Annotated in this window: 22 protein-coding genes; 17 read left to right on the forward strand and 5 right to left on the reverse strand. The window is 72.8% G+C overall.

The features are described from left to right. Positions 1-9 precede the first annotated feature (9 nt). The 14 genes from puhA to QR78_RS08745 all read left to right on the forward strand — a co-directional run bounded on the left by puhA (position 10) and on the right by QR78_RS08745 (position 13275). Complete coding sequence (gene puhA / locus QR78_RS08685) at positions 10-801, forward strand: photosynthetic reaction center subunit H (RefSeq protein ID WP_048427105.1); 792 nt, start codon at positions 10-12, stop codon at positions 799-801. Positions 802-815: 14 nt separating this feature from the next. Continuing rightward, positions 816-1439, forward strand: a complete 624-nt coding sequence (gene puhB / locus QR78_RS08690; protein ID WP_244276384.1) for a photosynthetic complex putative assembly protein PuhB — start codon at positions 816-818, stop codon at positions 1437-1439. A 10-nt stretch (positions 1440-1449) separates the two neighbouring features. Then, positions 1450-1899, forward strand: a complete 450-nt coding sequence (puhC, locus tag QR78_RS08695; protein WP_048427107.1) for a photosynthetic complex assembly protein PuhC — start codon at positions 1450-1452, stop codon at positions 1897-1899. Continuing rightward, on the forward strand, positions 1899-2198 hold the full coding sequence (locus QR78_RS08700) for a hypothetical protein (protein WP_048427108.1): 300 nt from the start codon (positions 1899-1901) through the stop codon (positions 2196-2198). Before puhC ends, QR78_RS08700 begins: the two co-directional genes overlap by 1 nt. Beyond that, the gene (gene acsF, locus QR78_RS08705; RefSeq protein ID WP_048427109.1) at positions 2195-3256 is read left to right on the forward strand and encodes a magnesium-protoporphyrin IX monomethyl ester (oxidative) cyclase; all 1062 of its coding nucleotides are present in this window, start codon (positions 2195-2197) and stop codon (positions 3254-3256) included. Before QR78_RS08700 ends, acsF begins: the two co-directional genes overlap by 4 nt. 7 nt (positions 3257-3263) lie before the next feature. Further along, positions 3264-4046: a putative photosynthetic complex assembly protein PuhE gene (gene puhE / locus QR78_RS08710; RefSeq protein WP_048427110.1), complete on the forward strand. Its 783-nt coding sequence runs from the start codon at positions 3264-3266 to the stop codon at positions 4044-4046. Between the two features lie 44 nt (positions 4047-4090). Continuing rightward, positions 4091-5302 carry a 5-aminolevulinate synthase gene (gene hemA, locus QR78_RS08715; RefSeq protein ID WP_048427111.1) on the forward strand — a complete coding sequence of 404 codons (1212 nt, stop codon included), beginning with the start codon at positions 4091-4093 and terminating at the stop codon, positions 5300-5302. Between the two features lie 386 nt (positions 5303-5688). Beyond that, positions 5689-6744, forward strand: coding sequence for a magnesium chelatase ATPase subunit I (gene bchI / locus QR78_RS08720; protein ID WP_280137048.1), 1056 nt, complete (start codon positions 5689-5691; stop codon positions 6742-6744). Then, positions 6741-8480 (forward strand): magnesium chelatase subunit D, encoded by a 1740-nt coding sequence (locus tag QR78_RS08725; protein ID WP_048427113.1) that lies wholly within the window; start codon positions 6741-6743, stop codon positions 8478-8480. Before bchI ends, QR78_RS08725 begins: the two co-directional genes overlap by 4 nt. A gap of 7 nt (positions 8481-8487) precedes the next feature. Continuing rightward, complete coding sequence (bchO, locus tag QR78_RS08730) at positions 8488-9369, forward strand: alpha/beta fold hydrolase BchO (protein WP_048427138.1); 882 nt, start codon at positions 8488-8490, stop codon at positions 9367-9369. A 76-nt stretch (positions 9370-9445) separates the two neighbouring features. Then, positions 9446-10972 (forward strand): phytoene desaturase family protein, encoded by a 1527-nt coding sequence (crtI, locus tag QR78_RS08735; RefSeq protein WP_048427114.1) that lies wholly within the window; start codon positions 9446-9448, stop codon positions 10970-10972. After that, a complete protein-coding gene (locus QR78_RS08740; protein WP_048427115.1) occupies positions 10953-12023 on the forward strand; it encodes a phytoene/squalene synthase family protein in 1071 nt (356 codons plus the stop codon). The genes crtI and QR78_RS08740 overlap by 20 nt, the downstream gene beginning before the upstream one ends. Then, on the forward strand, positions 12020-12169 hold the full coding sequence (locus QR78_RS34875; RefSeq protein ID WP_158004026.1) for a hypothetical protein: 150 nt from the start codon (positions 12020-12022) through the stop codon (positions 12167-12169). Before QR78_RS08740 ends, QR78_RS34875 begins: the two co-directional genes overlap by 4 nt. 71 nt (positions 12170-12240) lie before the next feature. Beyond that, entirely contained in the window at positions 12241-13275 is a 1035-nt protein-coding gene (locus QR78_RS08745; RefSeq protein WP_244276475.1) for an SdiA-regulated/phytase-like domain-containing protein, read from the forward strand. A gap of 31 nt (positions 13276-13306) precedes the next feature. Here QR78_RS08745 and QR78_RS08750 read toward each other — a convergent pair whose 3' ends face one another. Together QR78_RS08750 and QR78_RS08755 are read right to left on the reverse strand one after the other, a co-directional pair. Next, positions 13307-13624, reverse strand: coding sequence for a hypothetical protein (locus tag QR78_RS08750; RefSeq protein WP_048427116.1), 318 nt, complete (start codon positions 13622-13624; stop codon positions 13307-13309). 331 nt (positions 13625-13955) lie between these two features. Then, positions 13956-14471, reverse strand: coding sequence for a GcrA family cell cycle regulator (locus QR78_RS08755; protein WP_048427140.1), 516 nt, complete (start codon positions 14469-14471; stop codon positions 13956-13958). Positions 14472-15010: 539 nt separating this feature from the next. Here QR78_RS08755 and QR78_RS08760 point away from each other — a divergent pair. Further along, positions 15011-15913, forward strand: coding sequence for a cell envelope integrity EipB family protein (locus QR78_RS08760; RefSeq protein WP_048427117.1), 903 nt, complete (start codon positions 15011-15013; stop codon positions 15911-15913). A gap of 13 nt (positions 15914-15926) precedes the next feature. Here the strand turns inward: QR78_RS08760 and QR78_RS08765 are convergent, their stop codons facing one another. Next, the gene (locus QR78_RS08765; RefSeq protein ID WP_082171895.1) at positions 15927-17282 is read right to left on the reverse strand and encodes a DNA polymerase IV; all 1356 of its coding nucleotides are present in this window, start codon (positions 17280-17282) and stop codon (positions 15927-15929) included. Continuing rightward, entirely contained in the window at positions 17279-17563 is a 285-nt protein-coding gene (locus QR78_RS08770; RefSeq protein ID WP_244276474.1) for a DUF3572 domain-containing protein, read from the reverse strand. The genes QR78_RS08765 and QR78_RS08770 overlap by 4 nt, the downstream gene beginning before the upstream one ends. Before the next feature lie 135 nt (positions 17564-17698). Here QR78_RS08770 and QR78_RS08775 point away from each other — a divergent pair, with 135 nt between their 5' ends. Next, positions 17699-18079, forward strand: a complete 381-nt coding sequence (locus QR78_RS08775) for a response regulator (RefSeq protein WP_048427118.1) — start codon at positions 17699-17701, stop codon at positions 18077-18079. 28 nt (positions 18080-18107) lie between these two features. After that, positions 18108-19472, forward strand: a complete 1365-nt coding sequence (locus QR78_RS08780) for a PleD family two-component system response regulator (RefSeq protein WP_048427119.1) — start codon at positions 18108-18110, stop codon at positions 19470-19472. A 107-nt stretch (positions 19473-19579) separates the two neighbouring features. Here the strand turns inward: QR78_RS08780 and QR78_RS08785 are convergent, their stop codons facing one another. Then, complete coding sequence (locus tag QR78_RS08785) at positions 19580-21082, reverse strand: NAD(P)H-hydrate dehydratase (RefSeq protein ID WP_048427120.1); 1503 nt, start codon at positions 21080-21082, stop codon at positions 19580-19582. Positions 21083-21274 lie beyond the last annotated feature (192 nt).

Consider the following 21274-nt stretch of genomic DNA (forward strand, 5'->3'; position numbering starts at 1 on the left):
GAGGCCATCATGCCCAAGGGTGCCCTCACAGGCTATCTCGACGTCGCGCAAGTGGTGCTCTACGCGTTCTGGATCTTCTTTGCCGGCCTGGTCTTCTACCTGCGCCGCGAGGACCGTCGCGAAGGTTATCCTCTCGAATCCGAGGTCCATGGCGGCCTGAAGGGCTGGGACTGGCTGTTCGTGCCTTCTCCCAAAACCTTCCTGCTCGCCGACGGTTCGGCGGTGCTGGCGCCGCGCCCGCACGAGGGCCCGGTCGGCGAGCTCAAGGCGGTCAAGCTCGAACCCTGGCCCGGCGCCCCGATCGTCCCGACCGCGACCGACGATTCCCGTCTCGCCGACGGCGTCGGCCCGGGGGCCTATGCGCTCCGCGCCGAGCGGCCGGACCTGACCTGGGAGGGCAAGACCCGCATCGTGCCGATGCGCGTCGCCGAGGAGTTCACGGTCGCGGCGGACGATCCCGACCCGCGCGGCATGCCGGTCTACGGCGCCGATCGGGTGCTCGCCGGCACCGTCACGGAGATCTGGATCGATCGCGGCGAGTCGCTGCCGCGCTACTACGAGATGGAACTGGAGGGTGCCCGCGACCGCACCGTGCTGATCCCGGTGACCTTCGCCGACGTGCAGCGCTTCAGCCAGCACAAGAAAATTCTCGTCGAGGCGCTGCTCGCCCGTCAGTTCGCCGGCGTGCCGCCGCACCGCGACCCCGACAGCATCACCCTGCGGGAGGAGGAGCGGGTCATCGCCTATTTCGGTGCCGGCACGCTCTACGCCACCGATCGCCGCCAAGAACCGCTGCTGTGACGGGAGCCGCTGCTGTGACGGACCTGCTGCCTCACGGGCTGCCCGGCCCACTGCCCCACGGCGAGCGCCTGCTGTGGCAGGGCCGCCCGGCCTTCCTGAGCCTGGCGCGCCGCGCCTTCCACGTCGATCTCGTGGCGCTGTATTTCGGCGGGCTCGCCGCCTTTCAGGTCTATTCCTCCGGGCGGATCTCGACCGCCTGGCCCGTGCTGCTCGCCGGTGCCCTGGCGCTGGTGATCCTGTTCGCGCTGGCCTGGGGCGCCTGCCGCACCACGGTCTATACCTTGACCGACCGGCGGCTGATGCTGCGCATCGGCATCGCCCTGCAGATGGACATCAATCTCCCCCTGAAGGAGATCGAGGGTGCCGCCTTCCGTCGGCTCAGCGACGGCAGCGGCGACCTGCCGCTTCGGCTCAAGCCCGGCGTGCGACTCGCCTACCTGCATCTCTGGCCCCATGCCCGGCCCTGGCGGCTGACCCGGCCGGAGCCGATGCTGCGCTGCGTGCCGGATGCCGAGGCGGTGGCCAAGCGCATCGCCTCGGCGCTCGCCGAGGCGAACGGCCAGCCGGTCCAGGCCCTGCCGCAGGCTCCGTCTGCCAATCCCGTCCTGCCCGGCCGCCTCGCCGCGGCGGGTCATTAGGGAGGTGGCGATGGCACACGACATCCCGGTCCCGCGGCCGCTCCTGCGCAATGCCGGCCTCCTCGTCGCCTTCTCGCTCGCCGCGGTGGCGATCGGCCGGTTCGGCGGCGTCGGCATCACGCAGATGCCGCCGGCTCTCGCCGTCCAGGTGCTCGACCTCGCGGTCGAGGACCGGCCGGACGGCCGCGTGGATCTCCGCAACGCCGCGAATGGCCGCCTCGTCGCCGAGGTGCAGCCCGGCGAGGACGGGTTCCTGCGCGCCACCCTGCGGGTCATGGCCCAGGGCCGCCTGCGCGAGGGCCTGTCCCGCAACCCGCCGTTCCGGCTCACCCGCTGGGACAACGGCACGCTGACCCTCGACGACGTCGCGTCGGGCCGGCGGATCAACCTCGAGGCCTTCGGGCTCGACAACGCGGTCGCCTTCGCGCGGCTGCTCGAACAGGGGAGGGGCGCATCGTGATGCAGTGGTTCGGCGGCAAAAGCCGCATCGAGGTGCCGTGCACGGTCGAGATCGAGCAGACGGCGGAAAGCCTGCACGCCCATGTCACGCTGGACGGCGGGCTCCTCATCGCCCCGGGCGACGAGGTGACGGTGCACGACGCGCCGACCTCCGTGCCCTACGGCGACCGGATCGTGGTGCGCCGCACCGCCACCGTTTTGCGCGCCGGCGCCATCGAGCGCCTGTGGACCCGCATCGCGGGCCATTTCGAACTCACCGAACTCTACGAAGTCAGCTTCTCGGAAAGGACGCGGCTATGAGCGCGACGACCCTGAAGACCCCGAACGAGAGCACCAAGTCGGCCCAGGAAACCACGTTCCTGAGCCCGCGCTTCTACACCACCAACTTCGAGGAGCTCGACCGCACCAACGTCGAGCCGGTGCGGGCCGAGTGGGACGTGCTCCTCGCCGAGATGCGCGCCGACCCCAACAAGCGCCACTTCGTGCGCAATGCCGACTTCGATCTCGACCTCTCCGGCCTCGACCCTGAGCTGCGCAAGGAATTCCTCGATTTCCTGGTCTCGTCGATCACCGCCGAGTTCTCGGGCTGCGTGCTCTATGCCGAGATGCGCAAGCGCGCCAAGAACAAGGACATCCGCGAGCTGTTCGCCTTCATGAGCCGCGACGAGGCCCGTCACGCCGGCTTCATCAACGATACGCTGAAGGATTTCGGGGTCGGCATCGATCTCGGCTTCCTGACCAAGGCGAAGAAATACACCTATTTCCGGCCGAAATTCATCTTCTACGCCACCTATCTGTCGGAGAAGATCGGCTATGCCCGCTACATCACGATCTTCCGCCACCTCGAGCGCCATCCGGACAACCGCTTCCACCCGATCTTCAAGTGGTTCGAGAAGTGGTGCAACGACGAGTTCCGCCACGGCGAGGCCTTCGCGCTCTTGATGCGCGCCAACCCGAAGCTGCTCACCGGCATCAACTACTACTGGATCAAGTTCTTCCTGCTCGCGGTGTTCTGCACGATGTATGTGCGCGACCAGTGCCGGCCGGCCTTCCACACGGCCCTCGGGGTCGACCCGAAGGAGTACGACTTCCAGGTCTTCGCCATCACGTCGGAGATCTCGCGCCAGGTCTTCCCGCTCACCCTCGACCTCGACCATCCGGGCTTCCGGGCCGGGCTGGAGCGGCTGCTCGCGTGTGCCCGCGGCATCGAGGAGGCGAAGGCGCGGGGCGGCCTGATCGGCAAGCTCAAGCATGCCGGCTACGCGGCGAAGGCCGCGCTCGCCTTCGGGCGGCTGATGGTGATGCCGGCGAAAGCCAACCCGATGCCCGCGCAGATCCGCCTCAGCCCCGCCTGGTAGCGCCCGCATGTCCGACTACGCCGCGCCGATCCTCTATGCCGTCGTGATCTGGTGGTTCCTGACCGGGGCGATCCTCTGGCTGAACCACCGGCCGCGCCGCACCCATGTCTGGAGCTTCGGCGCGACGACCGTGGCTTTGGCCGGCGCGCTGTGGATCATCTCCTGGAGCACCAGCCAGGAGAGCGAGGCGGGGGCCTATGCCGCCTTCACGGCGGCCCTGATCGTCTGGGGCTGGCAGGAGATGGCCTTCTACATGGGCTATGTCGCCGGCCCCCGGCGCACGCCGGGCTCGGCCACCGACCGGGGCCTCGCCCGCTTCGGCGCCGCCGCTGCGACCAACCTCTGGCACGAGGCGGCGATCATCCTCGGCTTTGCCGCCATCGCCTGGCTGACGGCGGGCGGCCCAAACCGGATGGCACTCTGGACCTACCTGGTGCTGTGGGGGATGAATCTCAGCGCCCGGCTCAACCTCTTTCTCGGCGTGCGCAACCTCCACGCCGAGTTCCTGCCCGAACACCTGCGATATCTCGGCAGCTTCTTTCGCCGCGCGCCGATGAACGCCTTGTTTCCGGTGGCGATGATCCTCGCCACCGGCTTCCTCCTGGTGCTCCTGCACCCCGCCGTCACCGAGAGCACGTCGGCCTTCAAGCGCTCCGGCCACACCATGATGGCGACCCTGATGGCGCTCGCCATCCTCGAGCACGGCTTCCTGATGCTGCCGCTGCCCTCGGCCGCGCTCTGGGGCTGGGGGCTGCCCGCCCGCCGCCCCGGGGCCGACGCGGCGCCGTAACGAGAAGAACACGACGAGAGAAACGCCGTACAAGGGGACGTTCGATGGATTACGAAGCGCACTTCTCCGCCGCTCTCCAGGGTCTGCACCGCGAGGGTCGCTACCGGGTCTTCACCGACCTCGAGCGTCAGGCCGGCCGGTTCCCCTACGCCATCCAGCACGGCGCCCACGGCACCCGCGAGGTGACGGTGTGGTGCTCGAACGACTATCTCGGCATGGGCCAGCACCCGGCGGTGACCGGCGCGATGCACGAGGCGATCGACCGCTGCGGCGCGGGGGCGGGCGGCACCCGCAACATCTCGGGCACCAACCATTACCACGTGCTGCTGGAGCAGGAACTCGCCGACCTGCACGGCAAGGAGGCGGCCCTCCTCTTCACCTCGGGCTACGTCTCGAACTGGGCCGGTCTCGGGACGCTCGCCTCGACGCTGCCGGGCTGCGTCGTGTTCTCGGACGAGGGCAACCACGCCTCGATGATCGAGGGCATCCGCTCGAGCCGGGCCGAGCGCCATATCTTCCGCCATAACGACCCCGACGATCTCGACCGCAAGCTCCGCCTCGTCGATCCGCAGCTCCCGAAGCTCGTCGCCTTCGAATCGGTCTACTCGATGGACGGCGACATCGCCCCGATCGCCGAGCTCTGCGACGTGGCCGAGGCGCACGGCGCCATGACCTATCTCGACGAGGTCCACGCGGTCGGCCTCTACGGACCCCGCGGCGGCGGCATCGCCGAGCACGAGGGGCTGATGCATCGCCTCACGGTGATCGAGGGCACGTTGGGCAAGGCCTTCGCGGTGTCGGGCGGCTACATCGCGGCCTCCAGCGCGCTATGCGATTTCGTGCGCAGCTTCGCGTCGGGCTTCATCTTCACCACCTCGCTGCCGCCCGCCATCGCGGCGGGGGCGGCGGCGAGCATCCGCCACCTCAAGGCGAGCGGGGCGGAGCGCGCGCGGCATCAGGACCGGGTCGCGGCGGTGCGCCGGCGGCTCTCGGCCATCGGCATCCCGCTCCTCGACAATCCGAGCCACATCGTGCCGGTGATGGTGGGCGATCCTGTCCAGTGCAAAGAGATCAGCGACACCTTGCTCGACGAGTTCGGGATCTACGTCCAGCCGATCAACTACCCGACCGTGCCCCGCGGCACCGAGCGCCTGCGGATCACCCCGTCGCCGCTGCACAGCGACGCGGATATCGACCACCTGGCCCTGGCGCTCGGAACGATCTGGGGCCGGATCGGGCTGGCGCGGGCGGCGTGACCAGGGCGCGACGCACCCGAACCCTCCCCCCTCTGCGGGGGAGGGTGCCCCGCGAATGCGGGGCGGGAGAGAGGGCGACGCCTCCGAATAAGGCAGAACCGTTTTGAAGGGCGCGAGCTGGATCGGCGTCGCACTACCCCTCTCCCGGCTCACTGCGTTCGCCACCCTCCCCCGCAGAGGGGGGAGGGTTCTCTGCGCTCGACTGATGTGATCCTTCGAAGACGATCGGCGCAAAACTGTCACCCAAAACAACCGTCATTTTCATTAGACAATCCCACCTCTCCGTCCGATCCTACCCCTCTCATCCACCCGCGAGGACATGCACCGTGGCCCCCACCCACTCGGCCCTGTCCCGGCGGCCCCCCAAGCCGGGTTTCTCGAAGCCGATCGTCGTGGAGCCCGCCCCGCTCCCCGAGGCGACGCTGCGTCCGCCCTATCCGTTCTCGGCCATCGTCGGGCAGGACGCGATGCGGCGCGCGCTGCTCGTCGCCGCGGTCGATCCTGCGGTCGGTGGCGTGCTGGTCTTCGGCGATCGCGGCACCGGCAAGTCCACCGCCGTGCGGGCCCTCGCCGCGCTGCTGCCGCCGATGCGGGCGGTGGCGGGCTGCGCCTATTCCTGCGATCCGGTCGAGGCCGCCTCCCTCTGCCCGGCCTGCGCGGCGCGCCGGGGGCAGGGGCTCGCGGTCGAGACCGTGCCGGTGCCGGTGGTCGACCTGCCGCTCGGCGCCACCGAGGACCGGGTCGTCGGGGCCCTCGACATCGGCCGGGCGCTCGGGGCCGGCGAGAGGGCCTTCGAGCCGGGGCTGCTCGCCCGCGCCAACCGGGGCTTCCTCTATATCGACGAGGTCAACCTGCTCGAGGACCACCTCGTCGACCTGCTCCTCGACGTGGCGGCCTCGGGCGTCAACACCGTCGAGCGCGAGGGCCTGAGCCTGCGCCATCCGGCCCGCTTCGTCCTCGTCGGCAGCGGCAACCCGGAGGAGGGCGAACTGCGCCCGCAACTCCTCGACCGCTTCGGCCTCGCCGTCACCGTGACGACGCCGACCGATCTTCCCACCCGCATCGCCATCGTCCGCCGCCGCGACGCCTACGAGCGCGATCCCGTCGCCTTCGCGGCCGAGTGGGCCGGCGAGGAGGCCCGGCTCCAGGGCCGGATCCTGGCGGCGCGGGCGCAATGGCCCGAGGTCGTGGTGCCGGACGCGGTCCTGGAGGCCGCGGCCCGGCTCTGTCTCGCGCTCGGCACCGACGGGTTGCGCGGCGAACTGACCCTGATGCGCACCGCCCGGGCGCTGGCGAGCCTCGAGAGCGCGGCGACCGTCACCCTCGACCACCTGCGCGAGGTCGCTCCGAGTGCCTTGAGCCACCGCCTGCGCCGCAATCCGCTCGACGAGGCCGGGTCCGAGGCGCGGATCGCGCGCGCCCTCGCTGAAACCCTCGCATGAGCGCCGGCCCCGACCCGGCCTGGAGCCGGGCCTGCCTGGCGGCCGCCCTCGTCGCCCTCGATCCCACAGGCACCGGCTCCGTGCTGCGTGCCCGGCCCGGCCCGGTGCGGGAGGCCTGGCTCGACCGGTTGCGGGCCCTTCTCCCCCCGGGCGCTCCCGTGACGCGGCTGCCCGCGGGAATCGCCGACGACGCGCTCCTCGGTGGGCTCGATCTGCCCGCCACCCTGCGGACCGGACGGCCTGTGGCGCAGGCGGGTCTCGCCGCCCGCAGCCATGGCGGCGTGATGCTGGTGCCGATGGCCGAGCGCCTGACGCCGGCCATCGCCGCACGGCTTGCCCAGGCGCTCGATGCCGGCGCCGTCGAGATCGCCCGCGACGGCGTGACGGCAAGGCACCCCGCCCGCTTCGGCCTCGTGCTCCTCGACGAGAGGGAGGGCGAGGACGAAACCGTGCCGGCATGCCTTGCCGACCGCGCGGCGTTCCACCTCGATCTCGATGCGATCCCGGTCGGCGCGATCGCCGCGGCACCGCCGCCGCTCGACCTCGCCCTCGCCCGTGCCGCCGATCCCGAGATGCCGGCCGAGGCTGCGGATACGCTGTGCGCTCTCGCGGCCCGGCTCGGCATCGCATCGCTGCGCGCCCCACTCCTCGCCCTGCGCGTCGCACGGCTGCACGCGGCCCTCGACGGTCGCGCAGTGGTGGCGGAGCCCGACCTCGCCGCCGCCGCAGCGCTGGTGCTCGCGCCCCGCGCCCGGACCTGGCCGCCGGACGACGAGGAGGGGAACGCCCCGCCGCCCGTCGCCGGGATCGATCGGGCGGGTGAACCGGCGAGCGGTCCGGACGACGACGATCGCCGCGACGATCACCGCCCCGCCGACGACCGCATCCTGGCCGCTGCCGCGGCGAGCCTGCCACCCGGCCTCCTCGCCCGTCTGGTATCGGGCGTCACGCCCCGGACCCGCAGCCCCGGCGCCGGTCGGGCCGGGGCCGCCGCCGCCGCGCAGCGCGGCCGCCCGGTTGGAGTCCGGCCGGGTGATCCGCGTCGCGGGCGCCTCGCCCTGATCGAGACCCTGCGCGCCGCCGCGCCCTGGCAGCGCCTGCGCCGGGGCGACGGGGAGGTGCGCCTGCGCATCGCGGCGCAGGATCTGCGCATCCGCCGCCTCGTGCAGCGGCGCGAGACCACCACGATCTTCGCCGTCGATGCCTCCGGCTCCGCCGCCCTGGAGCGGCTGGCCGAGGCCAAGGGTGCGGTCGAGCAGCTCCTCGCCGAATGCTATGTCCGCCGAGACCGGGTCGCCCTGGTCGCCTTCAGGGGCGGGGGCGCCGACCTGCTGCTGGTGCCGACCCGCTCCCTGGTGCGGGCCAAGCGCGCGCTCGCCGCGCTGCCGGGCGGCGGCGGCACCCCGCTCGCGGCCGGCATCGCGGCAGCGGGGCGCCTCGCCGCCGCCGAGCGCCGCGGCGGGCGGAGCCCGGTCGTCCTGCTCCTCACCGACGGCCGCGCCAACATCGACCGCGCCGGCCGGCCCGGCCGGGCCCAGGCCGGCGCCGACGCCCTCGCGGCGGCGCGGGCACTGGCGGCGGAGGGTATCCCCGGCCTCCTCATCGACACCGCGGCCCGCCCGCAGGATGCGGCCCGGGCGCTCGCCGCCGCGATGGGCGCCCGCTACCTGCCGATGCCGCAGGCCGACGCCGCGCGCCTGGCGAAGGCCGTGCGCGAGGTCGCCCCGGCGGCATGACACGATGATGCGTGCGATGGCGTCCGACGACAGGCCCGATTTCGCCCGCCAGGGCCGCGACTGGCCGAACCGGGACACGAGCCGCTTCGTCGCCGCCGGCGGCCTGACCTGGCACCTCCAGGAGGCCGGATCGGGCCCGGTCCTGCTCCTCGTCCACGGCACCGGGGCGGCGACCCATTCGTGGCGCGGGCTCCTGCCGCTGCTCGCCCGCGACTTCCGGGTGATCGCCCCCGACCTGCCGGGTCACGGCTTCACCGACCCGCTTCCGACGCCGTCCCTGCCGCGCATGGCGCGCGCGCTCGCCGCGCTCCTGCGCGCTCTCGACGCCGCTCCGCAGGTCGCCGTCGGGCATTCCGCCGGGGCCGCGATCCTGGCCCGGCTCTGCCTCGACGGCGCGCTGGCGCCCCGCCTCCTCGTCGGGCTCAACGCGGCGCTCAAGCCCTTTCCGGGCATGGCCGGCTTCCTCTTTCCCGCGATGGCGAGGGCGCTCTTCCTCAACCCGGTCACGCCGCGGATCTTCGCCTGGTCGGCCGACCGCGCGGCGGTGGAACGGCTGATCCACGGCACCGGCTCGACCCTCGACCGCACCGGCCTCGACCTCTACCGCCGCCTGTTCCAGACCCCCGGCCATGTCGCAGGGGCGCTCGGCATGATGGCGAACTGGGACCTCGTCCCTCTCGACCGCGATCTGCCCCGGCTCGCGGCCCCGCTCCTGCTGATCGTCGGCAGTCAGGACCGCACCATCGCCCCCGACGCCTCGCTCGCCCTCGCCGATCGCCTCGGCCCCCGCGCCCGGGTCGAGTGGCTGCGCGGTCTCGGGCATCTGGCGCACGAGGAGAAGCCCGAGGTCGTGGCGGAGCTGATCCGGGCGGGCGCGGAGCGCGCCTGAGCCGCTCGAACGACCGCGCGCAGCACCGCGTTTCTCCCCTTGCCACCCGCCCCGACCGGGACAATAGTGTCAACCTATGTTGACACTCGACGATGCGCCGCCGCGGGTCACGTCCGCCCGGCGCCGGCCTCGTGCGGTGGTGATCGGCAGCGGCTTCGGCGGGCTCGCGGCCGCGGTGAGGCTCGGCGCGCGGGGCTACCGGGTCAGCGTGCTGGAGCGGCTCGACCAGCCGGGCGGGCGGGCACGGGTGCACCGGCAGGACGGCTTCACCTTCGATGCCGGACCGACCATCGTCACCGCGCCGTTCCTGTTCGAGGAGCTGTGGGCTCTGTGCGGGCGGCGGCTGGCCGACGACGTGACCCTGGTGCCGATGCGGCCGTTCTACCGCATCCGCTTCGACGACGGCGCCACCTTCGCGATGTCCGGCGACCCGGAGACGATGCGCGGCGAGGTGGAGCGGCTGAGCCCCGGCGAGGCGCCGGCCTACGACCGCTTCATGGCGCTCTCCGACGAGTTGTGCCGGGTCGGCTTCGAACAGCTCGGCGCCGTGCCGTTCGGCCGCCTCACCGACATGCTGCGCATCGCCCCCGATCTCCTGCGCCTGGGCGGGCACCGCAGCGTCTACGGCCTCGTATCGTCGGTGTTCCGGGACGAGCGCCTGCGCACCGCCTTCAGCTTCCACCCGCTCCTCATCGGCGGCTCGCCGTTCCGGGCGAGCGCGCTCTACTGCCTGATCGCGTCGCTGGAGCGGCGCTGGGGCGTGCATTCGGCCCTCGGCGGCACCGGCGCCCTGGTTCGCGGTCTCGTCCGCCTGATCGAGGGACAGGGCGGCGAGGTCCGCTGCGGCGCGGAGGTCGCGCGCATCCTGGTCGAGGACGGCACGGCGCGCGGCGTGGCGCTGGCCGACGGCCGCGAGATTCGCGCCGACATCGTGGTGTCGAACGCCGATTCCGTCGCCACGGCGCTGCACCTGCTGGCGCCGGAGGTCCGCGGCCGGGGGGCCGGGCGGCTCGCCCGGGCGCATTCCTCGATGGGGCTGTTCGTCTGGTATTTCGGCACGCGGCGGACCTACCCGGACCTTCCCCACCACACGATCCTGCTCGGGCCGCGCTACCGCGGCCTCCTCGACGACATCTTCTCCCGGAAGGTGCTGGCCGAGGACATGAGCCTCTACCTGCACCGCCCGACCGCGACAGACCCGAGCGTGGCGCCGCCGGGCCACGACGCGTTCTACGTGCTGGCTCCGGTGCCGAACCTCGCCGGCGGGCAGGATTGGGCGCGGCTCGCCGAGCCGTTCCGCCAGCGCGTCGCCGCGCGCCTCGAAACCACGGTCCTGCCGGGCCTGTCGGATGCCCTCGTCACCTCCCGGGTGACGACCCCGCAGGACTTCTCCGACGACTTCCTGGCCTGGCGCGGCTCGGGCTTCGGCCTCGAACCGATCCTGACCCAGAGCGCGTATTTCCGCCCGCACAACCGCTGCGGCGCGGTGCGCCACCTCTATCTCGTCGGCGCCGGCACCCATCCGGGGGCCGGGCTGCCGGGCGTGCTGTCCTCGTCGAAGATCCTCGATCGCGTGGTGCCCGATGCTGCCGTCTTCGCCTGATGCGCCCCTCGCCCGTCCCGCCGACCACGCCGCCTGCCGGGCCGCGATCCGGGCGGGGTCCCGCAGCTTCTACGCCGCCTCGTGGCTGCTGCCCCGGGCCGTGCGCCGGGACGCCTACGGGCTCTACGCCTTCTGCCGCCTCTCGGACGACGCGGTGGACGGGGCGGGCGCCCGGGCCGACGCGGTGCCGCGGCTGCGGGCGCGGCTCGCCTCGGTCTATGCCGGCCGGCCCGCCGACGCGCCCGCCGACCGGGCGCTCGCCGAGATCGTCGCCCGCCACGCGATCCCCCAGGCCCTGCCCGCCGCCCTTCTCGAGGGGCTGGCCTGGGACGCTGCCGGGCGGCGCTACCCGGACCTCTCCGCCCTCGCCGCCTACGCGGCCCGGGTCGCCGGCTCGGTCGGGGCGATGATGACCCTGGTGATGGGCGAGCGCTCGGCGGAGGCGCTGGCCCGGGCCTGCGACCTCGGCATCGCCATGCAGCTCACCAACGTCGCCCGCGACGTCGGCGAGGATGCCCGCGCCGGGCGCCTCTACCTGCCGGAATCGTGGCTGCGCGAGGCCGGGATCGACCCCGACGCCTTTCTCGCGCGGCCGGAGGCGAGCCCGGCCCTGGCCTCCGTGGTGGCCCGCCTGCTCGCCGCCGCCGACGTCCTGTACGAGCGGGCGGAGGCCGGCATCGCGCTCCTGCCCCCCGCCTGCCGCCCGGCGGTCCGGGCGGCCGGTCTGATCTACGCCGAGATCGGCCGCGACCTGACCCGCTCCGGACTCGATCCGGTCGGCCGGCGCGCCCGGGTGCCGGGCGCCCGCAAGGCCCGGCTCCTCGCCCGCGCGGCGCTCGTCGCCTCGCCCCGCCGCCCCGAGCGGCCGGCCCTGCCGGAGGCGGCCTTCCTCCTCGCGGCGGTGGCGGCGATGCCCCGGCCCATCGCCGGGCCACCCCTGGCCCCGCCTCGCCCGGCCTGGTGGAATGTCGGCGCGCAGGTCGTGCGCGTCCTCGATCTCATCGAGGTGCTGCGCGAGCGCGAGCGCCTGGGGGGCGCGGCGCCGTCGTGAACGAGACGCTGTTCGCGCTCCTCGATTTCGGGCTCGTCTTCGGGGCCGTTCTGGGCCTCGGCTTCTGGCAGCTCTGGGTCCTGCGGCGCGACAGGCGGCAGAGCGAGGCGGACCGGCGCGGCGACGATCCGGGTCCGGAGACGTGAAGGGCTCACGACACGCGGATGGCAACGAAGACGGTCCCGCGACTGCCGGACCGCCACCAGGGAGGAACGCCATGACGGGTCTGCGCACGATGCGCCGAAATACCCTCGTTGCCGGGCTCGCCCTCTGTCTCGCGGCCTCGGCCGCGCGCGCCGAGGTGAAGGCGGGGCCGGTGCTGATGCATTGGGGGACGTGCCAGGCCTCCGGGGCCGTGCCCTACCCGGCCGGCAGCTTCGGCGACCGCTTCCTGGTGGTGAGCGACGGGGACGACAGCTTGCGCCTCTACCGGGCGAACGAGTCCGGCCCGCCGCTGCCCCTGAAGGGCGGTGACCTCGACGCGGCCCTCGCCACCGATGCCCGCGAGGAGCCGGGCCGGTCCGACCTCGAGGCCTTGACCTGGCTCGGCGGCGAGCTCGTCGCGATCGGCTCCCATGGCCGCGATGCCGAGGGCCGGACCCGCGAGGCCACGCGCCAGATCCTCGCCCTGTCGGTCGGCGGCGACGCGGCGGCGCCCGCGGTGACGCCGAAGGGCAAGGCGGTCCGGGGGCTCGCCAAGGCGCTGTCCGATCTCGATCCGGCGCTCGCCGACCGCATCGCCGTCGATCTCGCGGCAAAGCCGAACCTCAGCCCGCAGCGGCGGGGTCTCGCCGTCGAGGGATTGAGCGCCACACCCGATGGGAGCGGCCTGCTCGTCGGCCTCGGCAACCCGCTCAACGCCGACAACGACGCCCTGGTGGTGCCGGTCGAGAACCCGGCCGCGATGCTGGGGGAGGGGGCGGCCCCCAAGCTCGGCAAGCCGATCGCCCTCGACCTCAAGGGCCGCGGCATCCGCGACATCGCCTATGCGGGCGGGATCAAGGCCTACTTCATCGTGGCGGGCGGCCGTGGGGGCGCCTTCGATCTCTACCGCTGGTCGGGCAAGACCGGCGAGGCCCCGTCCCGGGTACCCGGGGCCGCCGAGGCGATGGCGGCGATCCCCGATTTCCAGCCCGAGGGGCTCCTCGTCGCCCAGGACGGCACGAAGGTGCAGCTTCTCGGCGACGACACCGACATCTGTCCGGCGCGCAGGCCGCAGGGGTTCCGCAGCGTGGTGCTGGACCTGCAATGACCACGGATGCGCCGCGGGGCCGGGCCTGACGTCAAGCTTCCCGGTCCGGCTCGCCGGTGCGGGCGGCTTGCCCGGCGACGTAGCGGCGGCGCGCCTCGGCGGCGTCCCGGAAGGTCCTGGAGCGGGGCGGCACCTCCGCCAGCTTGCGGATCTCGCGCAGGATCAGCTCGGCCTCGAACGCCGCGGCACGCTCGGCCGCGGCGGCCCGGCTGTCGGCACCGTGCGAGTCGCTGTAGCGCTCCAGACCGTCGCGGCAGACCGCGACGCGGTAATCGAGCCAGGCGATCACGTCGAGAAAGGCCCGCTCGCGGATCTCCGCGGCGGTGGCCCGGCGCTTCTTGTCGCTCATACCGTCCCGCCTTGGCATCGGCACGTCGATACCACGGCGTCCGGCTCATTGGCGCCGACGCCCATTCGGGCTTGTCTTGCACCTCCGAACGGATCCGTTCGACGGCGCTGCGGTCTCACTCCTCGTCCCGTGGGGACGACGGTCTCGTGCATCGCCCGGCCCGTCCGATCTCGGCCTCGATTCCGGCGGCCGCGCCCGTCGGTATAACGCGTCGCTGCCCGGTCCGCGACGGCGCACGACGAGGGCGGACCGGCGGGACAGGAATCGTTAGGATTTGAGCGATAGTGTCAGGAGGTCCGAAAGGGCCGGGTCTTGCCGGCCCCGGACACGGCTACCGGAAGCCGACGACCTTGCGGTCGCGCTTGCGCTCGGCGGCGGGCTGGTAGGCGATGCGGCTGTGGTGGGTGCAGTAGGGCAGGCCGGTGATCGCCCGGTCGCCGCAGAAACGAAAATCCGGGGTCGAGGGGTCGCCCATCGGCCAGCGGCACATGAAATCCCGCAGCTCCATGATGGTCACGCGGGAGCTCTCCGGCAGCGCGACGGCGGAGGGCGGCGCGGAAGCGGGCTGGATCAGCGCGAGGGCCGGCGGCGCGGGCGCGACCACGCTGGGCGTCCCGCCGACGGAGACGGGGGATTCGGGTTCGGGACGCGGACGGCGACCGGCCTGGGCTCCGTTGGGCTTGGTCACGCGCCCGGCGAGCCCGAGGCGGTGGACCTTGCCGATGACGGCGTTGCGGGAGACTCCGCCGATCTCGGCGGCGATCTGGCTGGCGCTGTGGCCATCGCTCCAGAGCCGCTTGAGAAGCTCGACGCGTTCCTTCGTCCAGCTCGGACCCGCATCCATCATCGCCGCCTCCACTCACCCGACATCACCCATGGAATCGGCAAGCGGCCGCGAGCGGCTCGCCGTTCGACCGCGCGTTCAGTCCGTCCGATCCTGCTGGTGATCGCCGCCACGCTCCGGGCGCTGGCGACGGGGTGAACCTACAGGACGCCCTAACATCCGCGCAAGAGTCCGGCCCCCGGCCGCGCCGGTTTTTCCCCGCACCCGGCGGCCTGCCCGAACCGGGCTTCATCACCCCGTCGCGCCGCCCTCCCGCTGCGCCCGCATTCCTCGCGCATCGATAAATCTCTCTTTCGATCAAAGACTTGTCGGCCAAGTTCGTCGAGCCTCTCGTGCGGTTCCGTCCGGCGAACATGGGTTGAACCGCCGTCGCGCTCCTCGACCTGCGAGGGTTGCCGGTGCGGTCGCCGGCAAGCGTGGCCGCAGCGCCACGGCCCTCGGCCCCACCCCCGTCCGGATACGTTGCCGGGGGGCGGGGCGGGACCTATCTTGCGCGGGAGAAAGCGGGCCGACGCGATCACCGACGGCCCCCGGGAGACCTCATGCGAACAGCCCTCGCGTGCGTCGTGCTCGCGCTCTCGTCGCCCGCCTGGGCAGCCGAGAGCGTGCATCTCGCGCCCCATCGCGCCGTCTACGATCTGTCGCTGTCCGGCAGCTCCGGCACCCGCGCGGTCGAGAATGCCCGCGGCCGGATCGTGTTCGACTTCACCGGCGATGCCTGCAAGGGGTACGCCCTGCAGTACCGGCAGGTCACGGTGCTGGAGAGCTCGGAGAGCGGCAGCCGCACCTCCGACCTGCGCAACACCACCTTCGAGGCGGGCGACGGGCGCAGCTTCCGCTTCCGCACCCAGTCCGACCTCAACGGCAAGACGACCGCCCCGGTGGACGGCAACGCCGAGCGCAGCGACAAGGGCCTCGCGGTCACCCTCAAGCAGCCCAAGCGCGGCGAGTTCGGCGTGCCCGGGGAGGTGCTGTTTCCCGCCGCCCACATGAAGCGGCTGATCGAGGCCGCCCGCGCCGGGCAATCCACGGTTGCCGTCAAGGTGTTCGACGGCTCCGACGACGGCCGCAAGGTCTACGACACCCTGGCGGTCATCGGTGCACGGCGCGTCGCCGCCAAGGCGGAGGCCAAGCCCGACGCGACCGGAACGCCCCCAGCCGATCCCGCGGCGCCCGCCGGGCCGGATCTCAAACCGGAATCCAGGCCGGTTCCGGTCGAGGCGGCGTTGCGCGACGGCGCGATGGCGCTGATGCCGCATTGGCCGGTGACCCTGAGCTACTTCTCGCCGGGGGAAGGGGAGCGCACCCCGGTCTACGTCCTCGCCTTCGACCTCTACGAGAACGGCGTCAGCGCGGCGCTCCGCCTCGATTACGGCGAGTTCTCCCTCAAGGGCGAGCTGTCGCGCATCGAGCTCCTGCCCGAGAGCAAGGATTGCAAGCCCTGACCGGAGCAGCGCCCTAACCGCGCTCCCGTCCCGGCCGGCCGCGGACCGGCCCGTCGAGAGGAGCCCGGTCGCGGGCCGGCTTGCCCGTCGGCATCCGGTCCGCCTCCAGCGGCGCGAAGCCGAGGCCGCGCTGCACCGCGGCGGCGCCGAAACGCTCGCGCAGGGCGTCGATCGCCGCGGCCCGGCTGGCGTCGCGGATCGCCGAGACGTCGGCGAGGTCGCCGCGGTCGGCATGGGCGGCCCCGCACAGGTCGCCGGCCCCGATCCCGATCAGCCTGTAGGCGGTGCCGTCGCAGGCCTCGCGCAGCAGCGCCTCGGCCGGGCGGAAGAGCCGCTCGGCGACCTGCGTCGGGGCGAGCCCCGAGCGGGTGCGGGTGCGCAGGCGAAAATCCCGGTCCTTCAGCTTCAGGGTGACGCTGCCGGCGGCGAACTCGGCCCGCTTCAGCCGCCGCGCCACCTTCTCGCAGAGCTGCCACAGGATCGGCCGCAGCTCGGCGAAGCCGCGCAGGTCCTCCGCGAAGGTGGTCTCGCCCGAGACGCTTTTCGTTTCCCGCGAGGGCTGAACCCGGCGGGGGTCCTCGCCGCGGGCGAGCGCCATCAGGCGGGACGCGTCGCGCCCCAGCCCCGCATGCAGCCGCTCCGGCGCCACCCGGGCGATGTCGCCGACATGGCGGATGCCCAGAGCCGCGAGGCGCTCGGCCGCCGCCTGGCCGATGCCCGGGATGATCCGCACCGGCTTTGCCGCCAGGAAGGCGGCGGCCTCCTCGCGGCCGATGATCGAGAAGCCGCGGGGCTTCTCGAGGTCGGAGGCGATCTTGGCCAGGAACTTGTTCGGGGCGAGCCCGACCGAGACCGTGATGCCGATTTCGGCCTCGACCCGGCGGACGAAGCGCGCCAGCGTGACCGCGGGCGGCGCCCCGTGCAGCCGCTCGGTGCCCGACAGATCGAGGAAGGCCTCGTCGATCGAGACCGGCTCGACCAGGGGCGTGAGGTCCAGCATCATCGCCCGCACCTGCCGGCCGACCCGGGCGTATTTTTCCATGTCGGGCCGCAGCACCACCGCGTCCGGGCAGGCCTCAAGGGCCCGGTACATCGGCATCGCCGAATGCACGCCGCGGATGCGGGCGATGTAGCAGGCGGTCGCCACCACGCCGCGCCTGCCCCCGCCGATGATCAGCGGCCGGTCCCGCAGCGAGGGATCGTCCCGCTTCTCGACCGCGGCGTAGAAGGCGTCGCAATCGATATGCGCGATCGACAGCGCGTCGCGCTCCGGATGGGCGAGGAGGCGCGGCGAGCCGCAGGCCCGGCAGCGGAGCGTGCCGGGCGGGACGCTCGCCCCGCAATCGCGGCAGAGCAGCGCGCCGCTCACGCCCCGAACTCGTCCGGGTCCGGGGGGCCGAGGCGGCGCCAGGCCTGGGCGATCTGCTCGGGCGAGACGTCGAGGGAGCCCGCGCAGGCGAGCAAAAGTTCCTCGTCCGCCACGACATGATCGAGCAGGCCCGCCACGAGCTCGGGCGTGCCGGCCGCCCGCCGCAGGGCATCGGGCGACAGGCCGGTGCTCTCCATGAAGCGCAGGAGCCGGCCCGGATCCCCGGTGACATACTCGAAGACCCGGGTCCCCAGCGCCTCCGCGGCGGATTCGCTCAGCACTCCGCCACGGGGACCCGTCCCCCTGGCCAATCCATCGAATTTGCGTTTCATCAACATGTGTCGCTTAACAGTGTTGCTGTTCCGGTCGCAGCCGGGGTGTGACGCGGCCCGCTGGAGCGCCGGAGACAGTGAGCCATGACGAAGACGGTGCTCATCGTCGAGGACAACGAGCTGAACATGAAGCTCTTCAACGACCTGTTGGAGGCTCACGGCTACGCGACCCTCAAGACGGCCAACGGGATCGAGGCGATCGAGCTGGCGCGCCGGCATCGGCCTGACCTGATCCTGATGGACATCCAACTCCCCGAGGTCTCGGGCCTCGAAGTCACTAAATGGCTCAAGGAGGACGACGACCTCAAGAGCATCCCGGTGATCGCGATCACGGCCTTCGCCATGAAGGGCGACGAGGAGCGGATCCGCGAGGGCGGCTGCGAGGCCTATCTGTCGAAGCCGATCTCGGTCGCGAAGTTCCTCGCGACGGTCCGGACCTACGTTGGCGACGAGCGCCAGAGCTGAGCAGAAGCTGAGAGAGGCCTGTCCTTCCATGTCGGCACGCGTCCTGATCGTCGACGACCTCTTTCCGAACATCAAGCTGCTCGAGACGAAGCTGTCGCTCGAGTATTTCGACGTCGTCTCGGCGATGAACGGGCCCGACGCCCTCGCGATCTGCGAGAAGGGGCTGTGCGACATCGTGCTGCTCGACGTGATGATGCCCGGGATGGACGGGTTCGAGGTCTGCCGCCGGATCAAGGCGACGCCGACCACGGCGCACCTCCCGGTCGTCATGGTGACCGCCCTCGACCAGCCGAGCGACCGCCTGCGCGGGCTCGACGCCGGCGCCGACGATTTCTTGACGAAGCCGATCGACGACACCGCCCTGATGGCCCGGGTGCGCAGCCTGGTGCGCCTCAAGGCGGTGACCGACGAGCTGCGCAGCCGTGCCATGGCCTCGCGCGTCGGCGATCCGCTGGCGGCGGCCGCCGCCGAGACCGGGCACAATGCCAACGTGCTCATCGTCGAAGATCGCCGCTCCGCCGCCGACCGCCTGTCGGCGGCACTCGGTCAGTACCACTGCGTCGAGACGGTGGCGACGCCCCAGGAGGCGCTGGAGCGGGTCAAGGCCGGCGAGTACGACGTGGTCCTGGTGAGCCTCGACCTGCAGGACCATGACGGCCTGCGCCTGTGCAGCCAGCTGCGTTCCCTCGACCGTACCCGCACCGTGCCGGTGGTCATGCTGGCCGAGCCGCATGACCGTGCCCGGATCATGCGCGGCCTCGATCTCGGCGTGCACGATTATCTCGTCCGTCCGATCGACCGCAACGAGCTCGTCGCCCGGGTCCGCACGCAGGTGAAGCGCAAGCGCTTCTCGCACTCGCTGCGCGAGTCGGTCCAGGCCTCGATGGACCTCGCCGTCACCGACGGGCTGACCGGCCTGCACAACCGGCGCTACCTCGACAGCTACCTCGCCGGCCTCTTCTCCGAGCCGTCGCTGCGCGAGCGGCCGGTCTCGCTGCTGATCCTCGACATCGACCGATTCAAGTCGATCAACGACCGCTTCGGCCACGATGCCGGCGACGAGGTGCTGAAAGAATTCGCCACCCGCATCCGCGCCCAGACCCGCGGCATCGACGTGGTGGCGCGGTTCGGCGGCGAGGAGATCGTCGTGGTGGTGCCCGATACCGGGCTCGACGCCGCCCGCCAGGTCGCCGAGCGCATCCGCGAGCGGATCGAGGCGGCCCCGTTCGCCGTGCAGCGCGGCACCTGCTCGATCGAGGTGACGGTCTCGATCGGCGTCGCCGCCCGCCAAGCCAACGACGTCGAGGCGGGCACGCTGCTCAAGCGCGCCGATCTCGCGCTCTACGAGGCCAAGCAGGCCGGCCGGAATCGGGTCGTCGCCGCGGCGGCGTGAGCGGGCATTCGCCCTCGACCGGCATGACGCCTGGGTCGGCCACGCTTCCCGGCCTGTGACGCCGGGCTCCGAGGGGAGGGGGCGGCCGATCCGCCCCCGGCCGATCGTCACACGACCCCGAGCCGCTCCAGCAACGCACCGAGCACCGCCGGCATCTGCTCGGGCAGATCTTCCGAGATCAGGCCCGGCCCGTGCCGGCGGCCGGCCTCGGCGTGAAGCCAGACCGCGGCGGCGGCGGCCTCGAAGGGCGGCATGCCCTGCGCCAGCAGACCGCCGATGAACCCGCACAGCACGTCGCCGCTGCCGGCGGTTCCGAGCCACGGCGTACCGTTGGCGTTGATGGCGGCGCGCCCGTCCGGCGCGGCTATCACCGTGTCGGCGCCCTTGAGCACCACGACCGCGTCGAGGAAGGCCGCCGCGGCAAGGGCCCGGTCGAGCCGCGAGCCCTCAGCCGGCACCGCCGCCACGCCCTTGAACAGGCGCGCGAACTCGCCGTCATGCGGGGTCGCGACGGCCCGGGTGTCGCCGGACGCGATCATCTCCACCAAGTCGTCGGCCTTGCCCGCAAAGCTCGTCAGGGCGTCGGCATCGAGGACCAGGGCGCGGCCGGCCTCGGTCGCCACCCGCACGAGGTCCCGGGTCGGTGCGCCGCTGCCGAGGCCGGGCCCGGCCACGATCGCGTTGAGGCGCTCGTCGGTGAGGGTGTCGTCGAGGTCGTCGGCGCTGTCGCAGGGGCGCAGCATGATCGCGGTGAGCTGCGCGGCGTTCTCCGGGAGGGCCGGGGTCGGGGAGAGAAGGGTGACGAGGCCGGCCCCGATCCGCAGGGCCCCGCGGGCGGCGAGCCGCGCCGCGCCGGTGCGATGCGCCGGCCCCGACAGCACCACCGCGTGGCCGCGGGTGTATTTGTGGCTCTCCTCCGTCAGACGCGGGAAGGCGGCGCCCCAGAGGTCCGGCCCGTTGGCGTGGGCCTCGGCGCCGATCTCCGCCAGGACCGCAGCCGGGATGCCGATCTCCGCCACGGTCACGGGGCCGCACAGGCGACGGCCCGGCAGCAGCAGGTGGCCGGGCTTCTTGCGGACGAACGTGACCGTCGCCGTCGCGTTCACGACCGGCCCGCGCGGTGCCCCGGTATCGCCGTCGAGGCCGGACGGCACGTCGACCGCCAGCACCGGCACGCCGGAGCCGTTGACCCGCGCGACCAGGGCGGCGGCCGCGCCGTCGAGCGGGCGGGAGAGGCCGGCGCCGAACAGGGCGTCGATCACGAGCGAGAACCCGGCGGGCTCGGCGCCGGCGGCCTCCGAGACCGGGCCGGTCCATTCCGCGGCCGCTGCCGCCGCGTCGCCCCGGAGCGCCTCCCGATCCCCGAGGAGCGCGACCTCGACCGCGATCCCCGCCTCAGCGAGGAGGCGGGCGGCCACGAACCCGTCGCCGCCGTTGTTGCCCGGCCCGCACAGGACCAGGATCGGTCCGCTGCCGGTCATTGCCCGGGCCCGCGCCGCGACCGCCGCGCCGGCCCGGCGCATGAGGTCGAGGCCCGGCATGCCTGCGGCGATCGCCGCGGCGTCGGCCCGGCGCATCTCGTCCGTGGTCAGCAATTCGGTTCCGGCCATCGCGTCGTACTCCGAAGAACGCCCAGAGGTGCCGGCCTTGCCGCGGCACCCGGCTTGAGAACGTCGAATTGCGCAACAAACGCGCAGCAATTGCTTACGGATTAGGCATTCCCGATCTGCTCCCGGGAAATCCCCCGTGGCGGTCGGCGCAGCACGATGCTAGGAAGGCCGCCGGAACCGTTGCAGACCAGG

Origin of the sequence: Methylobacterium indicum (assembly GCF_001043895.1) — a bacterium.
GTDB lineage: Bacteria > Pseudomonadota > Alphaproteobacteria > Rhizobiales > Beijerinckiaceae > Methylobacterium > Methylobacterium indicum.